The 20542-nt window shown below is 40.1% G+C and carries 19 protein-coding genes; 1 reads left to right on the forward strand and 18 read right to left on the reverse strand.

Features of this window, described 5'->3' with window-relative positions; translation table 11 throughout:
• Nucleotides 1-16 precede the first annotated feature (16 nt).
• From B4U37_RS13975 to B4U37_RS14035, 13 genes are all read right to left on the reverse strand, one after another.
• On the reverse strand, nt 17-1492 hold the full coding sequence (locus B4U37_RS13975; protein ID WP_088018720.1) for an aldehyde dehydrogenase: 1476 nt from the start codon (nt 1490-1492) through the stop codon (nt 17-19).
• A 60-nt stretch (nt 1493-1552) separates the two neighbouring features.
• Nucleotides 1553-2014 (reverse strand): RidA family protein, encoded by a 462-nt coding sequence (locus B4U37_RS13980; protein ID WP_010194143.1) that lies wholly within the window; start codon nt 2012-2014, stop codon nt 1553-1555.
• The gene (locus B4U37_RS13985) at nt 1962-3011 is read right to left on the reverse strand and encodes an amidohydrolase family protein (RefSeq protein ID WP_245840093.1); all 1050 of its coding nucleotides are present in this window, start codon (nt 3009-3011) and stop codon (nt 1962-1964) included. The genes B4U37_RS13980 and B4U37_RS13985 overlap by 53 nt, the downstream gene beginning before the upstream one ends.
• Nucleotides 3002-3541: a 3-hydroxyanthranilate 3,4-dioxygenase gene (locus tag B4U37_RS13990; protein WP_088018722.1), complete on the reverse strand. Its 540-nt coding sequence runs from the start codon at nt 3539-3541 to the stop codon at nt 3002-3004. The genes B4U37_RS13985 and B4U37_RS13990 overlap by 10 nt, the downstream gene beginning before the upstream one ends.
• Before the next feature lie 33 nt (nt 3542-3574).
• On the reverse strand, nt 3575-4324 hold the full coding sequence (locus tag B4U37_RS13995) for an IclR family transcriptional regulator (protein WP_088018723.1): 750 nt from the start codon (nt 4322-4324) through the stop codon (nt 3575-3577).
• Between the two features lie 93 nt (nt 4325-4417).
• Nucleotides 4418-5893 (reverse strand): 4-hydroxyphenylacetate 3-hydroxylase family protein, encoded by a 1476-nt coding sequence (locus B4U37_RS14000; RefSeq protein ID WP_088020299.1) that lies wholly within the window; start codon nt 5891-5893, stop codon nt 4418-4420.
• 222 nt (nt 5894-6115) lie between these two features.
• Nucleotides 6116-6616: a L,D-transpeptidase gene (locus B4U37_RS14005; RefSeq protein WP_404450462.1), complete on the reverse strand. Its 501-nt coding sequence runs from the start codon at nt 6614-6616 to the stop codon at nt 6116-6118.
• 63 nt (nt 6617-6679) lie between these two features.
• Nucleotides 6680-7645, reverse strand: coding sequence for an aromatic acid exporter family protein (locus tag B4U37_RS14010; protein ID WP_088018725.1), 966 nt, complete (start codon nt 7643-7645; stop codon nt 6680-6682).
• A gap of 95 nt (nt 7646-7740) precedes the next feature.
• The gene (gene pepF, locus B4U37_RS14015) at nt 7741-9612 is read right to left on the reverse strand and encodes an oligoendopeptidase F (RefSeq protein WP_245840094.1); all 1872 of its coding nucleotides are present in this window, start codon (nt 9610-9612) and stop codon (nt 7741-7743) included.
• Between the two features lie 531 nt (nt 9613-10143).
• Complete coding sequence (locus tag B4U37_RS14020) at nt 10144-10683, reverse strand: peptide-methionine (S)-S-oxide reductase MsrA (protein ID WP_245840095.1); 540 nt, start codon at nt 10681-10683, stop codon at nt 10144-10146.
• A 575-nt stretch (nt 10684-11258) separates the two neighbouring features.
• On the reverse strand, nt 11259-11981 hold the full coding sequence (locus B4U37_RS14025; protein WP_088018728.1) for an amino acid ABC transporter ATP-binding protein: 723 nt from the start codon (nt 11979-11981) through the stop codon (nt 11259-11261).
• Entirely contained in the window at nt 11974-12600 is a 627-nt protein-coding gene (locus tag B4U37_RS14030; RefSeq protein ID WP_088020300.1) for an amino acid ABC transporter permease, read from the reverse strand. The genes B4U37_RS14025 and B4U37_RS14030 overlap by 8 nt, the downstream gene beginning before the upstream one ends.
• A gap of 119 nt (nt 12601-12719) precedes the next feature.
• A complete protein-coding gene (locus B4U37_RS14035) occupies nt 12720-13511 on the reverse strand; it encodes a transporter substrate-binding domain-containing protein (RefSeq protein ID WP_088018729.1) in 792 nt (263 codons plus the stop codon).
• A gap of 306 nt (nt 13512-13817) precedes the next feature.
• Here B4U37_RS14035 and B4U37_RS14040 point away from each other — a divergent pair, with 306 nt between their 5' ends.
• A complete protein-coding gene (locus B4U37_RS14040) occupies nt 13818-14681 on the forward strand; it encodes a hypothetical protein (RefSeq protein WP_088018730.1) in 864 nt (287 codons plus the stop codon).
• A 131-nt stretch (nt 14682-14812) separates the two neighbouring features.
• Here the strand turns inward: B4U37_RS14040 and B4U37_RS14045 are convergent, their stop codons facing one another.
• The 5 genes from B4U37_RS14045 to B4U37_RS14065 form a co-directional block, all read right to left on the reverse strand.
• Nucleotides 14813-15319 carry an RNA polymerase sigma factor gene (locus B4U37_RS14045; RefSeq protein ID WP_088018731.1) on the reverse strand — a complete coding sequence of 169 codons (507 nt, stop codon included), beginning with the start codon at nt 15317-15319 and terminating at the stop codon, nt 14813-14815.
• The gene (locus B4U37_RS14050) at nt 15320-17515 is read right to left on the reverse strand and encodes a sensor histidine kinase (protein WP_245839991.1); all 2196 of its coding nucleotides are present in this window, start codon (nt 17513-17515) and stop codon (nt 15320-15322) included.
• A gap of 16 nt (nt 17516-17531) precedes the next feature.
• On the reverse strand, nt 17532-18224 hold the full coding sequence (locus B4U37_RS14055; protein ID WP_088018733.1) for a response regulator transcription factor: 693 nt from the start codon (nt 18222-18224) through the stop codon (nt 17532-17534).
• Nucleotides 18225-18430: 206 nt separating this feature from the next.
• The gene (locus B4U37_RS14060) at nt 18431-19945 is read right to left on the reverse strand and encodes a glycosyl hydrolase family 18 protein (RefSeq protein WP_088018734.1); all 1515 of its coding nucleotides are present in this window, start codon (nt 19943-19945) and stop codon (nt 18431-18433) included.
• Nucleotides 19946-20090: 145 nt separating this feature from the next.
• Nucleotides 20091-20528 carry a BrxA/BrxB family bacilliredoxin gene (locus B4U37_RS14065; RefSeq protein ID WP_010194943.1) on the reverse strand — a complete coding sequence of 146 codons (438 nt, stop codon included), beginning with the start codon at nt 20526-20528 and terminating at the stop codon, nt 20091-20093.
• Nucleotides 20529-20542 lie beyond the last annotated feature (14 nt).

Below are 20542 nucleotides of genomic sequence, written 5' to 3' on the forward strand. Positions count from 1 at the left end.
GAACTCCTCTCTAGCATCAAAGTTTTACCGTAACATTCGACAATTCACTGTAAAAATCAAAGCTGTGCATGCCGCCTTCCCTGCCAATACCGCTTTGCTTCATCCCACCGAATGGAGTCCTTAAATCTCTTAAATACCAAGTATTGATCCAGATGATTCCCGCCTCAATTTCTCTTGCAACACGATGTGCACGGCGAAGATCATTCGTCCAGATTGTTGCACCCAGCCCATAATGAGTATCATTAGCTTGCTCCAATACTTCTTCTTCTGTTTCAAACGGAATAACGGTGACGACAGGGCCGAAGATTTCTTCTTTGACACATCTTGCATGTCTATCTAGTCCAACGACAATCGTCGGTTCAATGAAATACCCTTTATCAACAAAGTCAGGTCTCCCTCCACCTGTCAAAATGGTCCCGCCTTCTTCTTTCGCTATTTCAATATAGGAGAGGACCCGTTCGTAGTGTTCTTTACTGATCACTGCACCTACTTTTGTAGCTGGATTAAAAGGATCTCCGGTTTGTAGTTCTTTAGTTCTGGCAGTGAACTTTTCAAGAAACGATTCATAGATTGCACTCTCCACATAGATTCTTGAACCACAAAGGCATACTTCCCCTTGGTTCATGAAACTCGATTTGAGCGTTGTATCAATAACCTCATCCAAGTTGGAATCCGCAAAGATGATATTTGGATTTTTCCCACCTAGCTCATAAGATAACTTTTTAAGCGTAGGAGCTGCCGCTTTCATGATTGCAGATCCAGTTTTGGTTTCCCCTGTAAAAGTAATTGCATCCACACCTGGATGCTCGGTTAATGCAGAACCGGCCGAATCAGCTCCAAAACCATGCACGAGATTAATGATCCCATCTGGTACACCTGCATTTTTGCAAATTTCCGCCAGAACAGTTGCTGTCATTGGGGACCATTCCGCAGGCTTCATGACCGCAGTATTACCTGCCGCAAGACATGGGGCTAATTTCCAAGTCAATAAGAGTAAAGGTAGATTCCAAGGATTGATCATCCCAACGACTCCTACCGGTCTTCTAATAGAATAATGAAGCGCCACATTATCTTGTTGGTAGGATTCTCCTCCCATAGATGTTAAAAAGTCTGCGAAAAAATAAAAGTTGTAAGCAGATCTGGTGATGTCCATTTCAAGAGCCAATTCGTATGGCTTGCCAGTATCCATAGACTCCAAGACAGCTAGTTCTTCTTTTCTCTCTAAAATTCCATCTCCTATTCTTCGCAATAAATCTGACCGCTCTTTGGTGGTATACTTTTTCCAAGGACCTTTTAACGCTTTTCTTGCAGCAGTAACCGCACGATCAACTTCCTCTTTCCCCCCTTCCGCCACTTTACCGATCACTTCTTCTGTTGCAGGATTTATATTATCGAAGGTTTTCAAGTTAATAGAATCGATGTAATCGCCGTCGATAAAGTGCCGACAATCTATCGGCTTGATTTTCCCAGGAATAAACTCTTTAACTTGCATCAGACAACCCACCCTTTCCAAAATGAAGACTCCCTCTCATCCAAGAGAGAGAAGGAGTCGTTACTCTGCAACTTCAACAATCAATTCTATTTCGATGGCCGTATTGTTAGGCAGTTGTGCCATGCCTACTGCAGAACGGGCATGTTTTCCTCTATCACCGAATACCTCAACCAATAAGTCTGATGCCCCGTTCATCACCTTAGGCTGATCAGTAAAATCTTCTGTGCTATTGACAAAGCCCAACATTTTAACGATTTTTTTCACCCTACTTAATTCACCTAGCTCATGCTTTAAAACACTTAATAGATTTAGCATCGACTGGCGGGAAGCAAGGTACCCTTCTTCAATGGTAAAGTCTCTGCCCAATTTGCCATGATATTGATCTACCCCTTGGCCTGCGGTGAAAATCAGATTACCTACTTTGACATGACTGACATAGTTACCGACTGCCGGACGTATATCTCTTAACTCAAGACCTAATTGTTTCAGCTTTTCCTCTGGAGTCATCAGCTTTTGTTCCATAGTCGGTCTCCTTTATATTCAAAAATTCCAAAGCATTCTTTCCTAACAGCAGTTTTTTGTCCGAATCAGATAAATCCTCTATCTCATCTACTACTTTTCCAGGTGCAATTTCTCGTAATAGGAAAGGATAGTCAGAACCCATAATCACTTTATCGATACCAAATCGTTCAATCAGATATTTCATCGTAAGCGCATCATAGTTCAAGGAGTCAAAATAGAACTTCTTAGCATAATGACTAGGAGGATGTGTTGTAAGCCGAAGATGCGGCCATACTTCCCACCCCTTGTCCAAGCGCGGTAAAATATAAGGAAACGAGCCTCCGCCATGGGCAAAACAGATTTTAAGGTTCGGAAACTTTTCCATTACCCCACTCCAAATCAAACTTGCGGCTGCAAGAGCTGTCTCGCTTGGCATTCCGATCGTGTACATAAAATTGTGTCTTGGGGTACGGTCTTTCGCCATCGTTTCCCAAGGATGAATAAAGAGAGGTACATTCCACTCTTCAGCCATCTTAAAGAACTCTGTTAAATGAGGCGAATCAAGATTTTCCCCATTTACATTAGTTCCGATTTCTATTCCGGCAAGCTTAAGATCATGCATACACCGATCCATTTCCTGAATGGCAACAACCGTATCTTGAAGAGGTACGGTTCCTAGACCAATAAATCGGTTAGGATATTCTTTAAACGTATCCGCGATAAAATTATTTTGAAGCTGCGCCATTTCTAGTGCAGCCTCTTTGTCCGCCCAGTAAGAAAATGTCACAGGAATTGGGGATAGTACCTGTATGTCCACACCCTCTCTGTCCATGTCCTGAATACGCTTATGCGGACACCAAACTTGGTCGGTCACTTCCCGAAAGACCTTTCCTGCAACCATTATGTTTGCGCCACATGTACAAGTCTGATCTAGCGTTGGCCAGCGGTCTCCGCCATATTTTTCTGCAAAGTCCGGAAACTCCTTTGGAATGATGTGAGTATGAAAATCTATTCGCATTTCCACACATCTACTTCCTCTGGCATTACATGGCCGCAATGGTCACAAGTGCGCAGTTCTTCGCTTCCATTGAACTCCTCTATCGCTCCTTTTACCTGCGTTTCAATATTAGTCAATTGAACCGTCACCCTGTGCATTTCCTCATTACAGTTGTCACAGAACCAAACAAAGTCCTCAAGCTCCCCTTTGTCCCTCTTTCTTTCCAAAACAATGCCATACGTATCCGCCACACGGTGAGGGGAATGGGGAACATTTGCAGGCAGCATAAACATTTCCCCTTCTTTAACCGTTACTACTTCACGCTCTCCATTTTCATTGATACATTCCACATAACAGTCACCCTTCACCTGATAAAAGAACTCGTCTGATGGATCAACATGAAAGTCCCTTCTTCTATTCGGCCCGCCAAGCAGCATCGCGATAAATTCAGAATCCTCCCAAAGAACTTTATTATTAACCGGAGGCTTCAATAGATGTTTATTGTCCTCAATCACTTTCATAATGTTCATAGATCTCGTTTTCAATGCCATAGCTAATTCCTCCTCATAATTTTGTAAGCGCTGTCAAATTGCGCTAATATAACCAAGCTCTTTTGAAATTTGCCTGGATGTCCGCAAAACACTTTGAATGATGGCCTGTTTTTGCTCCCCTTGCATATAAGAAATGGGACCAACCATATTCAGAGCGGCTACAGTTTGCCCAGTATAAGAATGGATCGGAGCAGCAATACCGTATAACCCAAGCTCATTTTCATTATTACTGATGGCGTAACCTTGTTCTCTTATTTCATCCAATTCTTTTTTTAACTTTTTCACACAAGTAATGGTATTTGGCGCTCTTTGTAACAGACCTTTAGAAATAGTAGGCTGGATGAATGATGGATTGAAAGACAATAATATTTTCCCTGTACTCGTACAATAAGCAGGTTTGCGGGCGCCGACAAAAGTCGGAACAGGCACTGAATTTTTGGCAGAAACCTTTAGGACAAAACGCACCTCCCCGGCATCAAACATACCGATATGGACCGTTCCATTATACTGTCGGACAAGGTCCTCTACGATGGGGATGGCTTCACTGTATATGTCCTGCTGATACATGACATGGTTACTCCACTCAAGCAATTTCCAGCCGAGCCGATATTTTTTTCGGCTGTCCTGTATCAAAATTCCTTCATGGCATAGCGTACTGACAATATGATGGACCGTACTTACATTCATCCCTAACTTCTCTGCAATTTCCTGGTTACCCAAAACTGGCTCATTCCCTGTAAAACAGTCCAGAATCTTTGCTACTTTCAGCACAGAGGATATCATGTCTTCGCCCCTTTTTCATCAAAGTTCTACAATAAATATCAGAATATAACTAATATTCTAATATTTATACAAAGAACGCCATTTCCCTTTATTTTAAATGAGATTTTTTTCTGGTTTAGTTGTATCCTTCAGAGCTTGTTCTGCCATTTCGAATTTACTCTTTCGCTTGTATTGATTATAAAAAATTGCTCTCTTTCTGATTGGATCCCCTGTATAATAGCGTTCATATTGCAATAAGCGTTGTCCGAAAGCTTCTCCGCAAAGGTCCCATGCAAGCTTAAATATGCGAACACGTTCTTCTGCTGACACTCCTTCTCTTCCTCCAAAATACTTGTCCAAATCCGGTCGTAATTCTGTATTTTCAAAATCGGCACCTGTAGGAGACATTAGCAAACCACCTGCTCCAATAATCTGCATAACTTCAATTGCCCGTGGGTACATTTTCGGTAGTAGACCTCTGATGGTTTCAAGCGGTGCCGGTGCCGGACGGTATTCTCCATCCTTTGTCACTTCATACTCATATTCGGATACACGTAGTAATGCCCGAATTGTTTCCACTGCTTGAACGAGCTCACCAAGATCATTTTGCACATTCAAAAATCCATCTACTCCGATGGAATCCGCTACTTTACATGCGACCTCTGTTGCAAAGGCTAGTTTCACATATCCTCTAACTCCTGACTGATGGGCAGGCTGCTGGGCAATTCCTGTCATTGGATATAAGGAATTGGCCGCTTCCACATTGTTATACATAAATACTCTGTCCCATGGCACCGATACATCGTCAAACGCAAGAATAGCATCCATTTCTTCGTACCTAGAAGCCAGTGGATGATCGAATACAGAACGTTTTCCATCCTGCATCGGTTCACGGCAAATAATCCGTAATCCCGGGGTATCAATAGGAATGGCAAATGCAAGCGCATATCTCTCATCACCAGGTTGGAATCCCGGGAAAGAATAGATAATCACCTCATCTGTGATAGGAGCTAATGTTGCCAACATTTTGGCACCTCTAACCACTAACCCATCCTTTGTTTCTTTTACCGTCCCTAAATGAGTAAACAGATCTTTTTGTTCATAGGAAGCTTTACTTCGATCATTTTGTGGATTAATGATTGCATGTGTTAAAAATAAATCATTATCCCTGATGTGACGGTAGTAATTTCGTATATTCACGGACCAATCCGGATTGTATTTATCCAAAAACCAAGAGTTGCTTGCCATGGAAGTGACCACTACATTCAGGAAATCGGGGGTTCTTCCCATAAGGCCGAAAGTTGCACGAGCATAAGTCTCAAACAATCTACTGCGGGCCATAAGATCTTCGTGAGATCTTGGGACAAGAAACGCGTTGTTCACCCGTTCCCCTGTTTCTTCACACATATGCGTTATCTTATCCTGATACTCGGGATCAAACTGCATATCATAAAGTTTGGCAATTTCATGAATTGGCTGCTTGAACACATCTTCGCTATATAAATCCTCCACTTTCCGACCACCAAGCCAGACTTCAGGCTTTCTGGCCCTTAAAGAGTTAATGTATTGCTCACCTGTCCTGATTCCCATTCCATTTCCCCCTTTTGTTGAAATCGCTTTCATTTTTATGCACCCTGTCTCCAAAAATATGTAGTTTCACCTCCATACAAACTATCTTCCTAAACTATAGGCCGAAAGATTTACCAAAACAATCAGAAAATTTCAAATAGTGAAATCTCCGCAAAAAAAGTCAGTTCTTTTTGTTTAAAAAGAACCGACTTCTCGTTTATAACAATAAAAATAGCCACTACTTCACTTCAAAACACCTTTCTCTCTCCCAAGCTCCTCAAAGGTTTTACCTGTCTTCACAATCCATATTTTTGTCCCCACAGGCACTCTGTCGAATAATGCTTCCACATTCTTATTTTCCAAACGAATGCAACCTTGTGTCACATATCCCCCGATGGAATAGGGATTGTTTGTCCCGTGAACACCATAGGTCCTGCCATCGGTATCTTCAGCGTCAAATCCAATCCACCTTGTTCCAAGCGGATTTTTTGGATCGCCCCCAGCGATATCTTTTTTGCGATAGTATGGGTTAATTGCTTTTACGGTGATCGTGAATTCACCCTCAGGTGTAAGTTCTTTAGACTTTCCAGTGGCTACCGTATGCACCTCTTTCAATTCTTCTCCTTGAAAGTAGGCAAGTTGATTTGTCTGTTTATTCACGATAATATATGGATCGCCTGGAAGCGGATTTGGTCCAAGCGGCCAAAGTGGTGATGTCACCAATGCAAAGATCAAGGAAAAAATGAACACCTTCCAACCACCTGCCTTTTAGGTATAGTGTGGTTGAAAGATGTCCATTCCATTCGTCTACTTCTTCGTTTTCAATCCAATAAAATCACTTTTAAGTATTAAATATTGTTCAAATTCTTTAAGGAGATGACGAAGTGCCGCTCTCGTCTCAAACTCTTCCCGGGACTGTGGCAGCGGCATTTCCTGAAAGGCGTCATGCATTTCGCGCAAGCGTTGTAAGAAGAGATAAGCGGTATTGCCTGCATGTATGGCATGTTCAAGGTCCTCTATGAAATCTGCTACCATGTTGGCCTGTTCCACATTATGTTCTATCGTAGCTACTATAGGAAGCATCCGTTCCATGACATCCAGCTGCTTTTCCCTCATTTTAAAATAAAAATAATAATGATTTTCCTCTCGTCTGAAGTGGTTCTCCACATCACGGAAGGCCAGACTTTTAGCTTCTTTTAATATTTTATTTGTTTCCGGTATCTCTTCCCCACTCCAACCACGATCTCCATGGCGAAGGAAATAGGCTATTTCGGAAAACACCTTATGAAAATTTTCTTCCACCTGTAGCTGGTAGTTTTTTAGTTCTTTTTCTACACTCGGCATGTATGTGTTCAAAATAAGTGCTACACCTATCCCGATGGAGATGATACTTAACTCATTGACTACTAGTCCGATTGAATAACTCTCAACTGAATAGACGTGAAGAAGAATAACTGAACTGGTTGCTATACCCTCTGTTATCCTGAGCATAACAGTAACCGGTATAAAAAATAACAATAATAATGCGATGGATACCGGATTGTACCCTAACAGCTCAAAAAACACAAAGCCGAATAAAAGGCTTAAGGAACATGCGATAAAGCGGGCAGTTGCCACTTTCCAAGACTTTCTTACTGTATTCTGAATACAGAGGATTGCAATGATCCCAGCGGATGCGTAAAAGTCCAAGTTCAATAACTGAGCGATACTGATTGCAATCCCTGTACCAAGGGCCGTCTTTGCTGTCCGGTATCCAATTTTAAATTTTCTCATCCATAAAACTCTCCCGACTTTCGTTTGTTCAATATATCACATAGTACTACTATACATGAAAATTGTAGGGAGTTGTTTACTTAATTTTAGGGCTGTCATTTTAATAGCTCCTCAAATTCATCTACCAGCTCTTCAAACCGTTTTAACGATTCCTCAATCGGTTCTTTTTTACTCATATCCACTCCCGCGCGTTTCAAAATATCAATCGGCGGTAGGCTGCCACCTGAAGAGAACAGCTCTTTTACTATCTTGTTCTGCGCCTCAGACCCGCCTTCTTCGAGTTGTTCTGCAAGGGCAGCGGAAGCGGCAAAACTTGTTGCATATTGATACGTATAGAAACTGGAATGGAAAAAGTGTGGAACCCTGGCCCATTCCATCGCAATTTCCTTATCCACTTCCATGTCCTTCCCATAATACTTTTTATTGAGATCATAATAGACCCCTTTAATAGCCTCTGCATGTAAAGTCTCTTCGTTTTGTCCCATTTCATGAATAATCTTTTCAAACTCCGCAAATTGTGTTTGACGGAATAACGTTACCCGGAAATCCTCTAAATATTGATAGAGAGCATGAATCTTTTCTTCCTTCGTCGTTGCTTCATCCATCAATTGCTTATGAAGAAGATGCTCTTGCAAGGTAGAGGAAACTTCCGCCGTAAACGTCACATATCTTGCATCTTGATAAGGCTGATTTTGATTGGAAAAATAAGAATGCATCGCATGTCCCATTTCATGCGCAAGCGTCAACACATCACTTGGAAGTCCCTGATAATTCAATAATACAAATGGATGGGAATCATATGATCCAATTTGATATGCCCCTGTCGCTTTACCCGGAGTGTTATAGACATCCACCCAATTGGAAGAAAGCCCTTTTGATAGTGTTTTTAAATAAGCCTCTCCTATCGGTGATAATCCTTTTATGACTATTTCCTTCGCCTCCTCATATGGAATCTTGTCCTCTTTTGTAAAAGGAGACGGAGCAGACAAATCGTACATGTGCATGGACCCGTCAATGCCAACATATTTCTCTTTCAATTTAAGGTATCGATGAAATAGCGGAAGGCCTTCTTCAACGGTGTCAATGAGCTGTGTGTAAACTTTCGGATCAATATCGTTTCTCTCTAAATGAGCTTCTAACGAGGAAGGATAGTTCCTCGTTGTGGCAAAAAAGTTATTCGCCTTAACTATATTGGCAAGCATCGAAGCAAAAGTGTCTTGGTAATTTCCAAGAGTCTGGTAATACGTTTCGAATGCAGCCTTCCTCACTTCCCTATCCTTGCTAGACATATAGACAGAATATAAAGGTGCGGACATTTCATAAACTTTATCCTTTACCGTAAAACTAGGAAGCACAAGGTCTTTAGACATCATTGTAAAAAGCTCACTTGGTGCGTTAACTATCGGCATCGTTTTAATTAACATCTTCTCCATTTCGGGAGGGAGTGAATGCACTTTATCCTCATACGTATCTTTCAAATGGGTGTAGTATGGCTTAAGTTTTGGGCTTTCGAGGAGCTTCTCCCACTTTTCCTTCTCAATTGCCTGCAGTTCATTCGAGAACCATGCGGTCCGCTCCACCACATAAATCATCATATTTTGACCTTCATCCGATAATCCTTGAGCAGAGGTGTTGCTAATATCCACGTCCAGGTTGATTCTTGAATAAACAAAGATCTTTTCCATTAAGCGAAACAATTCAAAATAGTCTTCTAAAAGGGTGAGGATTTGCTTATCACTGTCCAACTTTTCTTCTTTTTTGGCAAAACGGTCTGCCAGCTTTTTGGCTTTATACACATCCTGTTTCCATTGGGTTTCATTCTTATATAGAGTCTGTAGGTTCCATTTATATTCGGCTGGAATATCAGCGCGCGATTTATAGGTTGGGCTTTCTGCATAGGTTAGCGTTGACGCGAAACTTAAAATGGCGGTTATTAAAAGTGATGCGAAGATTCGTGTGGTTTTCATAGTCACTGTGGTCCTCCCTTAGTTTTCTGCTAAGGGTTAGTGTTTGTTTTCCAGCTTTTTCTATACATGGGGTAGGTAATACAAGGACTATATTGAAAATTAACTTAGGAAAAGACTTTGAAGGGGATAAAGACATTTTCCAGCTGTGTTTCGTTTTGAAAGCGTCTTTTGGAGGTGGTTGAAGGGTTCTATTGGACTGAAGGGGGTCTTTTACTTGTGCTTCGGGCGTATAGAAGCGCTCTATTTGACCGAAGGGGAGCTTTCACTTGCGCTTCGGGCGTATAGAAGGCCTCTATTTGACCAAAGGGGAGCTTTCACTTGCGCTTCGGGCGTATAGAAGGCCTCTATTTGACCAAAGGAGAACTTTTACTTGTGCTTCGGTCGTATAGAGGGGCTCTATTTTACCGAAGCAATGCTTTCACTTGCGCTTCGGGCGTATAGAATTACTGGATGAATACACTTCCGGGTTAAAATCCCGATTAAAAGTACTTTCATCCTTTTATCTAAAGATCAATCAGCATGCAAACCCATTCACCATCTTAACTCACTCACCAACGATATTAACTCGGCTGCGTCTTCACTCTCCCATTGCATAATCTCTTCCTTCAAGGAAGAAAGTGTCCCATATCCTTTTACAAAGCTGTTTAACCTCGCTACCAAAGTTGCATCTGTAAATGCCTCTTCAGTTTGGAAGTACTCTCTTAGTTTTTTTGTAGCATTAGAATATCTTTTCAGGTAATATTTCTGGTGTTTTTCTTCAGCCAGTGTGAATTGATCTAGTGGTGCAATTTCTGTTCCTATTGATTGTGAGTTTGTATTTTGGATTTCTTGCTTAATCTTTTCAATAGCTTCTTTTTGATTGATATCATGGTATAAAATTATCGATAAGTATTGCCTGCCCTTATAGTTCCCACGATTAGAATTGTGGGAGTTCCAAAAATGACGGGCAATCTCATCAAAAGTTATCTGGGTAGGATCAAAATCAATTTGTAAGCACTCAGTGTGATCTCCCATTTGTTTGTAGGTAGGCGTCTGAGTGGTTCCACCTGCATAGCCTACTCTTGTTCTAATGACTCCTTTTAAATACCCGAACCGGGCATCAGTTCCCCAGAATCAGCCCATGCCGAGAGTGACGGTTTGGAGATTGTGATCGTAATTGGTCATTGTTGTGCTCCTTTCTATGGCAAGAGTTATTTTATTTGTTAGTTTAAAGTTAGCATGATTAATTATGTATGGGAAGTTGCTGTATGAGGACAATGTTTCCGTTTTTCCGCTTACTTTGTCCTCATTCAAGCCCTACGAGGACAATGTTTCTGTTTTCCCGCTTACTTTGTCCTCATTCACGCCCTACGAGGACAATGTTTCCGTTTTCCCGCTTACTTTGTCCACATTCACCCTCTACGAGGACAATCTTTCCATTTTCCCGCTTACTTTGTCCTCATTCATGCCCTACGAGGACAATCTTTCCATTTTCCCGCTTACTTTGTCCTCATTCACGCTCTACGAGGACAATGTTTCCGTTTTCCCGCTTACTTTGTCCTCATTCACGTCCTACGAGGACAATGTTCCTCCTTCTTCTGCTAACTTTGTCCTCATTCAAAACAAAGAAAACCAGCTCCCCCATAAGAGCCGGTTTCCCCTCATTCCTACAACATCTTCTCCAAAAACACTTTCGCTCGCTCGGTCTTCGGAGCTGTAAAAAACTCTGCAGGCGGCGCATCCTCTACCAACATTCCATCATCAAGGAACAATACGCGGTCTGCCACTTCACGGGCAAAGCCCATTTCATGTGTCACAATGGCCATCGTCATCCCTGTATGCGCCAGTGCTTTCATTACTTCAAGTACCTCTTTTACCATCTCCGGATCCAAAGCGGAAGTTGGTTCGTCAAACAACATAACCTCCGGATCCATCGCAAGAGCTCGGGCAATCGCAACACGTTGCTTCTGTCCACCAGACAGGCGATTAGGATATTCCTTCGCTTTCTCAGCTAGCCCCACTTTTGCGAGCAAGTCCATTCCTTTCGCTTCCGCTTCCTTTTTCGACACTCCTTTTACAGAAACCGGAGCATACGTTAAGTTTTCCAGAACCGTCTTATGAGGGAAAAGATGAAAGTGCTGAAATACCATTCCCAAATTTTGACGTACTTTATTGATGTTGGTTTTCTTATTTGCAACATCCTGGTCTTTAATCCAAATGTGACCGGAAGTTGGCTCTTCCAATAGATTCATACAGCGAAGCAAAGTGGATTTCCCAGACCCCGAAGGCCCGATGATGGCCACTACTTCCCCTTCTTTAATTTGTGTAGAAATCCCCTTTAACACCTCCAGCTTGCCAAAGGATTTATGCAAATCTTCTATTTTAATCATAGCGTCTCATTCTCCTTTCAATGAGCTTGCCAATTAACGTGAGTATCATTACTAACACATAATAAATAAGTCCAGCGAAAATGAATGCTTCCAAATATGCATAAGTACTCGATGCTGTCATAAAAGAACGCCTCATAACGTCCATTACCCCGATAACTGTAACAATGGCTGATTCTTTAGTAAGTGTAATATATTCATTCATAAGTGCTGGTAAAATGTTTTTCAGTGCTTGCGGTAAAATGATGTCTTTCATCATTTGGCGATAGGGTACGCCAAGTGCCATGGCTGCTTCTCTCTGCCCTTTGTCAACCGCCATTATTCCTGCACGGATAACTTCCGAGATATAGGCCCCAGAGTTTAACCCGAAAGCTAGAATGGCAGCAGTGACCGGTTCAAGCGTGATGCCAATTGCTTGTGGTAATCCAAAAAATATTAGCATTAATTGAAGAACAAGCGGTGTTCCTCGAAATATGGATGTATAAATATCCGCTAAAATTCTAAGTAGTTTAATTCTACCAATCTTACATAAAGCCAATAGCGTTCCGATGATAAAACCTAGTATCCCTGCAAGTGATACGACTTGAAGCGTTACCTTCACACCCGCAAGAATAAAATCCATCGAACCCGTTATGGCGCTAAAGTCTAAGAAGTCGATCGTCAAGTACTACCAGTCCTTTCTGTCATATTAACAAGAAAATCAAAAGGGCGGTTACTGCACCCTTTTGATTTCGTTAAATCTTATTCTTCTTCTCCACCAAACCATTTGTTGATTAACTTTTCCATCTCACCGTTCTCTTCCATCTCTTTTAGAACACGGTTGAACTCCTCCGTTAATTCGCTGCCTTTTGGAAGGGCAATGGCAGATCCTTCTTCATCAGACTCAAGTGTAAAACCAGTAAGGTCTTCATCTTTTTCCATAAAGCCTTTCATAACTGTATCTTCAATGATGGCTGCATCAAAACGGCCCGTTTTTAAATCTTGAACAATTTGTGGGATGCGGTCTCGGTTTTCAATAGTAATATTCACTTCTTCCGCAATTTCTTCCGCTTTATCATACTGGATGGATCCCATTTGAACCCCAACCGTTTTACCTTCTAAATCTTCCAAACTAGTAATATTGCTATCTTTCAATGAAACAATCATGTGATTCGCTGTATAATATACATCTGTAAAATCAACTTGCTCAGCACGCTCTTCTGTCGGTGTCATACCAGCCAAGATAAGATCGATGTTACCTGATTTCATCGCGGTAATTAAACTTCCAAAGTCCATATCTTGAACTTTCAATTCGTAACCAAGTTCTTCTGTAATAGCTTTTGCAAGATCCACATCAAAACCGATAATTTCTTCTCCAACTTCCGTATCAATGTACTCAAATGGAGGGTAGTCAGCGGAAGTTCCCATTACCAGTACTTTCTTTCCATCTTCACCTTCTCCACTCGTTTCATCTCCATTACCGGATGTTCCACAAGCTGACAATAAGCCTACTACTAAAATACTAATTAATGAATACAAAAACCATTTTTTCACAATAATTTCCCCCTGTTCTTTTTTCAGAAAAGTTAAAAATTTAATCTAATTATGAAACAAACCTACATTTAAATCAAGTATTATTATGATGTATGTTTATTCGGATAAATGTATTTTAACACAGGTTAATATTTATGCAATATAGTTAATAAAGATAAATAAAGTTTTTATATTTTTATTATTCTGAAATATACGCTTTTTGTTATAGTTCCATCAGTCTAGGTTCATGTTATAATTACAATGAACTAGAAAAAGGAGGTGATATAAGATGATTACGGATGCTAAATTGGATTTGATTCTAAAAGGATGTTGGATTTTAAGGTTGAAATGAAAAAAGAATTAAGTGAATTGAACAGTAAAACTTCCACCCTGTCTGACAATCAAGTGCTTATGAAAGATGAGATCAAAGGTCTTAACGATAAAACCTCCACACTCGCTGACAATCAGATACTGATGAAAGATGAGATTCGAGGTCTTAACCAAAATACCTCCACACTCGCTGACAATCAGATACTGATGAAAAATGAGATCAAAGGTCTTAACCAAAAAACCTCCTCACTCGCTGACAATCAGTTGCTTATGAAAGATGAGATCAAAGGTCTTAACCAAAAAACCTCCTCACTCGCTGACACTCAGTTGCTTATGAAAGATGAGATCAAAGGTCTTAACCAAAAAACCTCCTCACTCGCTGACACTCAGTTGCTTATGAAAGATGAGATCAAAGGTCTTAACGATAAAACCTCCACGCTCGCTGACAATCAGTTGCTTATGAAGGATGAGATCAAAGGTCTTAACGATAAAACCTCCACGCTCGCTGAGAATCAGATTCTAATGAACGATGAGATTCGAGGTCTTAACCAAAAAACTTCCACACTCGCTGACAATCAGATACTGATGAAAGATGAAATCAGCGGCCTTAGTGAAAAGACATTCATGCTTTCTGCAGGACAGCACCAGATAAAAGAGGAACTCCATTCTTTAACAAATACAACTAGCACACTTCGTGAGGAATTCTACTTATTCAGGCATGATGTGAACGACCGCTTTAATGAAATCAATGCTACATTATCAAGGATAAAAGAGGATCAAACGAAGGATATTGAAGCGATTCTTGAAGAAATTTCTGCAAAACTGGATGAAAGAGATCAACGTGATTTTGAATCAACATAATTAATTCCCTTAAATATACCCAATGGAGTTTGTCCTCGTAAGAACTTCTATAATAAAACACAAATTCCTATTCAAAAAAGTGCAGGGAGCACTTTTACACAAAGTGGTCCCTGCACAAATATAATATCCCCTTATGCACTCAACTCTACAGCCATGCGTTCTTTTAATTTCCTTCTAGCTCTATGGATCTTTGATTTCACTGTAGCTGGATTCATTTCCAAAGCATTAGCAATTTCCCGCTCCTTTAATCCTCTTTCCATTTTAAGGACGAGCAGTTTCTTGTCTTCCTTTGAAAAGTCTTCCATCTTTTCATCTAGAATTTCTTTCAGCAATTTCACTTCCACTTCTGCTGCAACATTATGAACTGCTTCTTTTCCTAGACAATCTAACACATCTAACTCCATCGGACATCCTCTGTTTTTTCTCTCTCGTCTAACAAAATCAATCGCTGTTCTCGTTGCAATCACGCAAAGCCAAGCACCAACTTTATCACCATCTTGCAAACTATCCATCTTCTTATACGCCTTAATGAAGGTTTCCTGCACAATGTCTTCAGCCAACTGACGGTCGCGAATAACGGCGAAACTCACTTGAAACACTCTGTCATAATGCACCTTATATAATGTCGTGAAATCCACCTAATCCACCACTCTCAAACAGATATTGACTTTAAATAAATCCCCGTCCGTTTCAATGTCGAGACTGCCTTCATGAAGATCGATGATGGATTTAGCAATTGCAAGGCCAAGGCCAGATCCTTCCGTATTCCGTGAAGTATCTCCTCTTTTAAAGCGTTCGTATAATTCCTCGCTTTGATCATTCAATTCGTATTTTGATACATTTTTAAACGTAATTTTTGCTTTATCATTAAACTGTTGGACTTGAATATATACACGCGAGTTTTCCAATGAATACTTCACAATATTTCCTATCAGGTTATCAAACACTCGCCACATTTTCTGTCCATCCACTAATGCATATAGTGGCTTATCCGTGTTTGTAACTCGAAATTGTAAATTAGATTCTTTCAACGAACTATCATATTCCGCCAAGGCTTGTTGAAGAAGCTGATTTAAATCTACACGCTCTTTTACAAGCTCGATATTGCCGCTTGCCATTTTGGATACTTCAAATAGATCTTCAATTAACCCTTTTAAACGTTGTGACTTTCTATCAATAATCTCCAGGTACGCGGACCGGTCCTCAGCAGTTAGTTCGTTTTTCTTCAGCAGTTCCGTGTAAGTGATGATGGATGTCAACGGTGTGCGAAGATCATGACTGACATTTGTTATAAGCTCCGTTTTAAGACGCTCACTTTTTGCCTGCTCGTTTAAAGACACTTTTACCCCTTGATTCAATACATTTAGGTTTGCCGCCATTTTAGAAAGAACGGAATTCCCCTTAATTTCTATTGGCTCTCCTAATTTACCTGATGCCATCTCTTCAGTTTTGATGGAGATCTTATTGAAATAACCGACACTTTTTACTAAAAGAATGAACGTCGGCACTCCTATTAAAACAGCGAAGAGGAAATATAGCAGGAAGAAAGCTATATCAATGAAAATCATAAAGAAACCAAAGCCTAGTCCAAAGACGATTGCAAGAAGAATAAATACTTGGATGCCTGTAGCTGTATTTAGGAAGGCCTCCTTAATAACTTGATAAATGCGTTGGTATACTTTTTTACAGTTTTTAAAAATAATGAAGAACAAACTACTCTTCCATAGTTCTCTTAAATCAGTTATATGCCTCAAACTAGTAAACAAATAACGTAACTGGACGTAAGTGAGTAAACATAATACAGTTGATATAAATATACTTATAACAAATTCAGTGAGATACATAGTGGAGTTATATGTTAGCTGATTAATACAATCATGCACCCACATTAGACTGAATAGGAATATTAAAGTTGATATTCCCAACACAACTACGCTTAAATCAACTGGAATCTTGGCATAGAGATTTTGCCATTTCCCTCGTTCTTTTGGTATGGAAACTACTTTAATCATCGAAACAAACCAAATCAATAAAGCAATCAATGATGCTATTCCAAGTCTCCAAAACCACATTCTATTATCTTCATAACCAATTTTTGCAATCATTAATTCGCTATCCGAAGCTAGTCCTTTTGGAACACCTATAATCCCTTCAAAGTCCCCTCTCACTTCTGCTATTGTTTGGTACAACCAGTCCTCATAAGGCCAATTAGTGGAATGAAAATAGTCTCCTGATATTTTATATTTGGTAACGTACAACATATTGCTCTCATTGAATACTTGATTTAATGAAGTTTTTTTAACAGTAATATTTGTAAAGCTCTCTTCACCTTGTTCAAAAAAATATTGGAAGTCGTCATAAAATCTTGAAGGATACGAATTAAAGTTTGAATCTTTAGCGAAATACTCTTCCACTATTTTTTCTTTTTCTGCTATTATTTTCTTCTCTACATGCTCATCACTTGAGAAGTTTTTTTGAATATCTTCTAATTTGGTATCTCTTTCAGCAATTACTTCTTTTGGATCCTCACTAGAATCACCATCCTCTGCCAATTGAATTCTCTCTTCATATTGATAGCGAATGTTATCAAGCTGAGCGTCCAATGAACCATATTCATATCGATGTTCTTCTATTTCTTCCCTCGTAACCGTAATCTTTTCTTTTACACTTTCCACTGATATGTTTCCAAGCTCATTTGCAAGCAAATAATTGGCATATTCTTGTAACTCATTCTGAAATTCTTCTGTCTTAAAATAACTTTTCTGATTAAACCTATCTAAATTGTAAATAAAATAAAAGCTTCCACTTAACGCACAAACAAAAACTAGTGCCATTAAAACAGCTATTACTCTATTTCTCCATCTTGTACCCAATCCCCCATACCACCTTTAAATATCTTGGATTTTTTGGATCTATCTCTATCTTCTCTCTAATTTTCCGAATATGGACCGCTACAGTATTTTCCGCATTGTAGCCAGGCTCTTTCCATACCCGCTCGTATATATCATTGATGGAAAATACCCGTCCGGCATTGGTCATCAACAGTTCTACTATTTTATATTCAATCGGCGTCAACTTGACAGGATCTCCCTGAACCGTTACTTCCTTCGATTCCTTATCAATGGTCAGTCCGTTCAAATCAATAACTTTCTTGATTCCTTCAAACGTTCCAAGTGTGACATACCTCCTGAGCTGAGATTTCACTCTCGCGACAAGCTCCATCGGATTAAAAGGCTTTGTTACGTAATCATCAGCTCCCACTTGCAAGCCAAGGATTTTATCGGTATCCTCACTTTTTGCGCTTAAAATTATGATTGGAATGTTCTTCTCCTCGCGAATTCTGTGCGTCGCAGATATCCCATCAAGCCTTGGCATCATCACATCTAGTAAAATTAGGTGCACTTCATTTTCATGAAGGATTTCTAACGCTTCCACCCCATCTTGAGCCTTTAAGACCTTCACACCTTCATTTTTCAAATAGATTTCAATCGCATCTCTTATTTCTTTCTCATCATCCACTACCAACACTGTATAGTTCGCCATCTCTCACCCTTCTCCCACTTACCATTCTTTCTCTATGTACACATCATATATGGTAAATCTTAAGTATTATTGAAGTATTTTCTTAAGAATTTCTTAAGTTACTAACCTATTATATAATTCTTGGGAAGTGGGAAACATAGGTAATCGCAATTAATTCGGCGGAATACAAAAAGGCACGCTAGTATTAATTGCGTGCCTCCCATTCCTTATTTATTAAGTTCTTTATAAATTTGATTTAAAAGTACTCTGTCTGGATCTTGACTCAACTCCCACATCATTGCCCCACCAAGATCATTCCTTTTTAAGAAATCGGTCTTCTTCGCAATAGATTTCTCGTCATCATAACTAATAAACGTCTCCCCATTATACAGAACTGGCACTTGGGTTTTTTCCATCCAATGACGTTCAAATCCGTTTTTTTCAATATACTCTTCTGCTAGCTTTCCATAACTTAACGAAGTACCTCCATTAAAGGCTTGGTACAATCCATTGTTATTAGCCTTAGCTTCATGGAAAACCCTTCCGTAAAAAGGCATTCCCATCACCAGTTTATCTGAAGGCACCCCACTAGCGATATATGTTTCAATGCCGTCTTTTACACTCCACTGCCAACTGAATGCACTATTAGGATCTTTATACAATGGCGCGTTCAAACCGGTCAATTCATCCCATTCTCCATTGATATCATAGGTCATTAACTGTATATAATCGACATATTGATGCAACTCTGATAATTCCATGTTTGCAGCATGTGACTCACTCGCTCCCGCTGCGATTGTTAGCAAGTACTCTTTGCCATCCTTCTTTTCTTGTTCGTTTAAGGTTTCCCTGATTTTTTTAAGTAAAAGGGTGTAATTTCGCTTGTCCTCAGGGCGGTTTACATTATCAGGATGTCCCCCACTCACCGGGTACTCCCAATCCAGATCCACGCCATCAAAACCATTTTCCAAAATAAATCGACGAACACTCTCTGCAAATTTGGTTCTAGAATCTTCAGAAGCAGCTGCATCAGAAAAATTCTTCGACCAAGTCCAACCACCAACAGAAATCATTGTTTTCAGATGAGAGTGCCGCTTCTTTAGTTGTAGCATTTGCTTGAAATTTTCATAGTAGCTTGCTGGGTCACCCACAATAATTTCTCCATCTTCTGAAATATTAGCAAATGCATAGTTTATATGTGTCAATTTACTAGCATCAATTCTGGAAACGTTGTATCCCGAATAACTGGACCAACCTGCATAATAGCCGATCATTTTGTAGTCCGCTTCCGGCTCTAGTTTATTTTCTACGGTTACATTTTTCGTTGCTTCCGCCTTTTGTCCGGCAGTATCGTAAACAACCACTTTCAATATCTGCTCCCCATTTTCCACCCATGGATCGGTCGACCAATTGATCGTGTATGGCGCTTCTGTCTTTTCGCCAATCAAGTAGTCGCCATTGCTAGAATAAAATTCAACCTTTCTGATTGAGTTATCATCCTTTGCTTCTAATTGGAGTTCTACATCCCCACTTACCAAAGAATCTTCCTCCTCATCTGAAGAAGTATATGTGAAATTAAAAATTTCAGGTGGGTTGTCAGTTAGTTCCTCCACGACTTCCGGTTTCTTTTCTGTGTTTAAATTAGATACTGGCTTTGTGGAATTAATTAAATATATAGTTATGGCACTACCTATAACTAGGAGAGCTATAAGAAAAAACGTAAGTTGCCGTCTAAGTTGCATGTCCTGTTACTTCCTCCTATTTAACTGCCTAACTATTATTGTAATATGCTATTGGTGGAGGATGTAGCGGTAAATATTAGCTTTATAAGCTACAACAAAAAAATGCCAATCCCATAAAAATGGAACCGGCATTTTTTATTACTTTTTATAGCTCTTCACAATGCTCTTCAAAATACCCTTGAAGCTTTGTGATGACAGACATTGGCGCATGGCCTTCGATTTCGTGTCTTTCTACCATCGTTACAATCTTGCCGTCTTTTAATAAAGCAAAAGAAGGAGAGGATGGCGGATAGCCTTCAAAATATTCGCGTGCTTTCTCCGTCGCTTCTTTATCTTGACCAGCAAAAACAGTAACTAAGTGTGTTGGGCGCTTGTCATAATGCACCGCATGCGTTGCAGCTGGACGTGCGATACCGCCTGCACAACCACATACAGAGTTAACCATTACAAGTGTCGTCCCTTTACGTGCAAATGCTTCTTCAACATCTTCTACAGTTCTAAGTTGCTCATAGCCAGCGTTATCCATTTCTTCTCTGGCAGTACGAACAACATCATTCATAAACATATTAAAATCGATATTCATGTTGTATCACCTCT

Source organism: Sutcliffiella horikoshii, from assembly GCF_002157855.1.
In the GTDB taxonomy this organism is placed as follows: Bacteria; Bacillota; Bacilli; order Bacillales; family Bacillaceae_I; genus Sutcliffiella_A; species Sutcliffiella_A horikoshii_C.

What these genes read in the sequence shown, in the direction of transcription:
- B4U37_RS13975 (WP_088018720.1), bottom strand. Translation starts at nt 1,492, where the DNA reads ATGCAAGTTAAAGAGTTTATTCCTGGGAAAATCAAGCCGATAGATTGT.
- B4U37_RS13980 (WP_010194143.1), bottom strand. Translation starts at nt 2,014, where the DNA reads ATGGAACAAAAGCTGATGACTCCAGAGGAAAAGCTGAAACAATTAGGT.
- B4U37_RS13985 (WP_245840093.1), bottom strand. Translation starts at nt 3,011, where the DNA reads ATGCGAATAGATTTTCATACTCACATCATTCCAAAGGAGTTTCCGGAC.
- B4U37_RS13990 (WP_088018722.1), bottom strand. Translation starts at nt 3,541, where the DNA reads ATGGCATTGAAAACGAGATCTATGAACATTATGAAAGTGATTGAGGAC.
- B4U37_RS13995 (WP_088018723.1), bottom strand. Translation starts at nt 4,324, where the DNA reads ATGATATCCTCTGTGCTGAAAGTAGCAAAGATTCTGGACTGTTTTACA.
- B4U37_RS14000 (WP_088020299.1), bottom strand. Translation starts at nt 5,893, where the DNA reads ATGGGAATCAGGACAGGTGAGCAATACATTAACTCTTTAAGGGCCAGA.
- B4U37_RS14010 (WP_088018725.1), bottom strand. Translation starts at nt 7,645, where the DNA reads ATGAGAAAATTTAAAATTGGATACCGGACAGCAAAGACGGCCCTTGGT.
- pepF (WP_245840094.1), bottom strand. Translation starts at nt 9,612, where the DNA reads ATGAAAACCACACGAATCTTCGCATCACTTTTAATAACCGCCATTTTA.
- B4U37_RS14025 (WP_088018728.1), bottom strand. Translation starts at nt 11,981, where the DNA reads ATGATTAAAATAGAAGATTTGCATAAATCCTTTGGCAAGCTGGAGGTG.
- B4U37_RS14030 (WP_088020300.1), bottom strand. Translation starts at nt 12,600, where the DNA reads ATGGATTTTATTCTTGCGGGTGTGAAGGTAACGCTTCAAGTCGTATCA.
- B4U37_RS14040 (WP_088018730.1), top strand. Translation starts at nt 13,818, where the DNA reads ATGTTGGATTTTAAGGTTGAAATGAAAAAAGAATTAAGTGAATTGAAC.
- B4U37_RS14050 (WP_245839991.1), bottom strand. Translation starts at nt 17,515, where the DNA reads ATGGCACTAGTTTTTGTTTGTGCGTTAAGTGGAAGCTTTTATTTTATT.
- B4U37_RS14055 (WP_088018733.1), bottom strand. Translation starts at nt 18,224, where the DNA reads ATGGCGAACTATACAGTGTTGGTAGTGGATGATGAGAAAGAAATAAGA.
- B4U37_RS14060 (WP_088018734.1), bottom strand. Translation starts at nt 19,945, where the DNA reads ATGCAACTTAGACGGCAACTTACGTTTTTTCTTATAGCTCTCCTAGTT.
- B4U37_RS14065 (WP_010194943.1), bottom strand. Translation starts at nt 20,528, where the DNA reads ATGAATATCGATTTTAATATGTTTATGAATGATGTTGTTCGTACTGCC.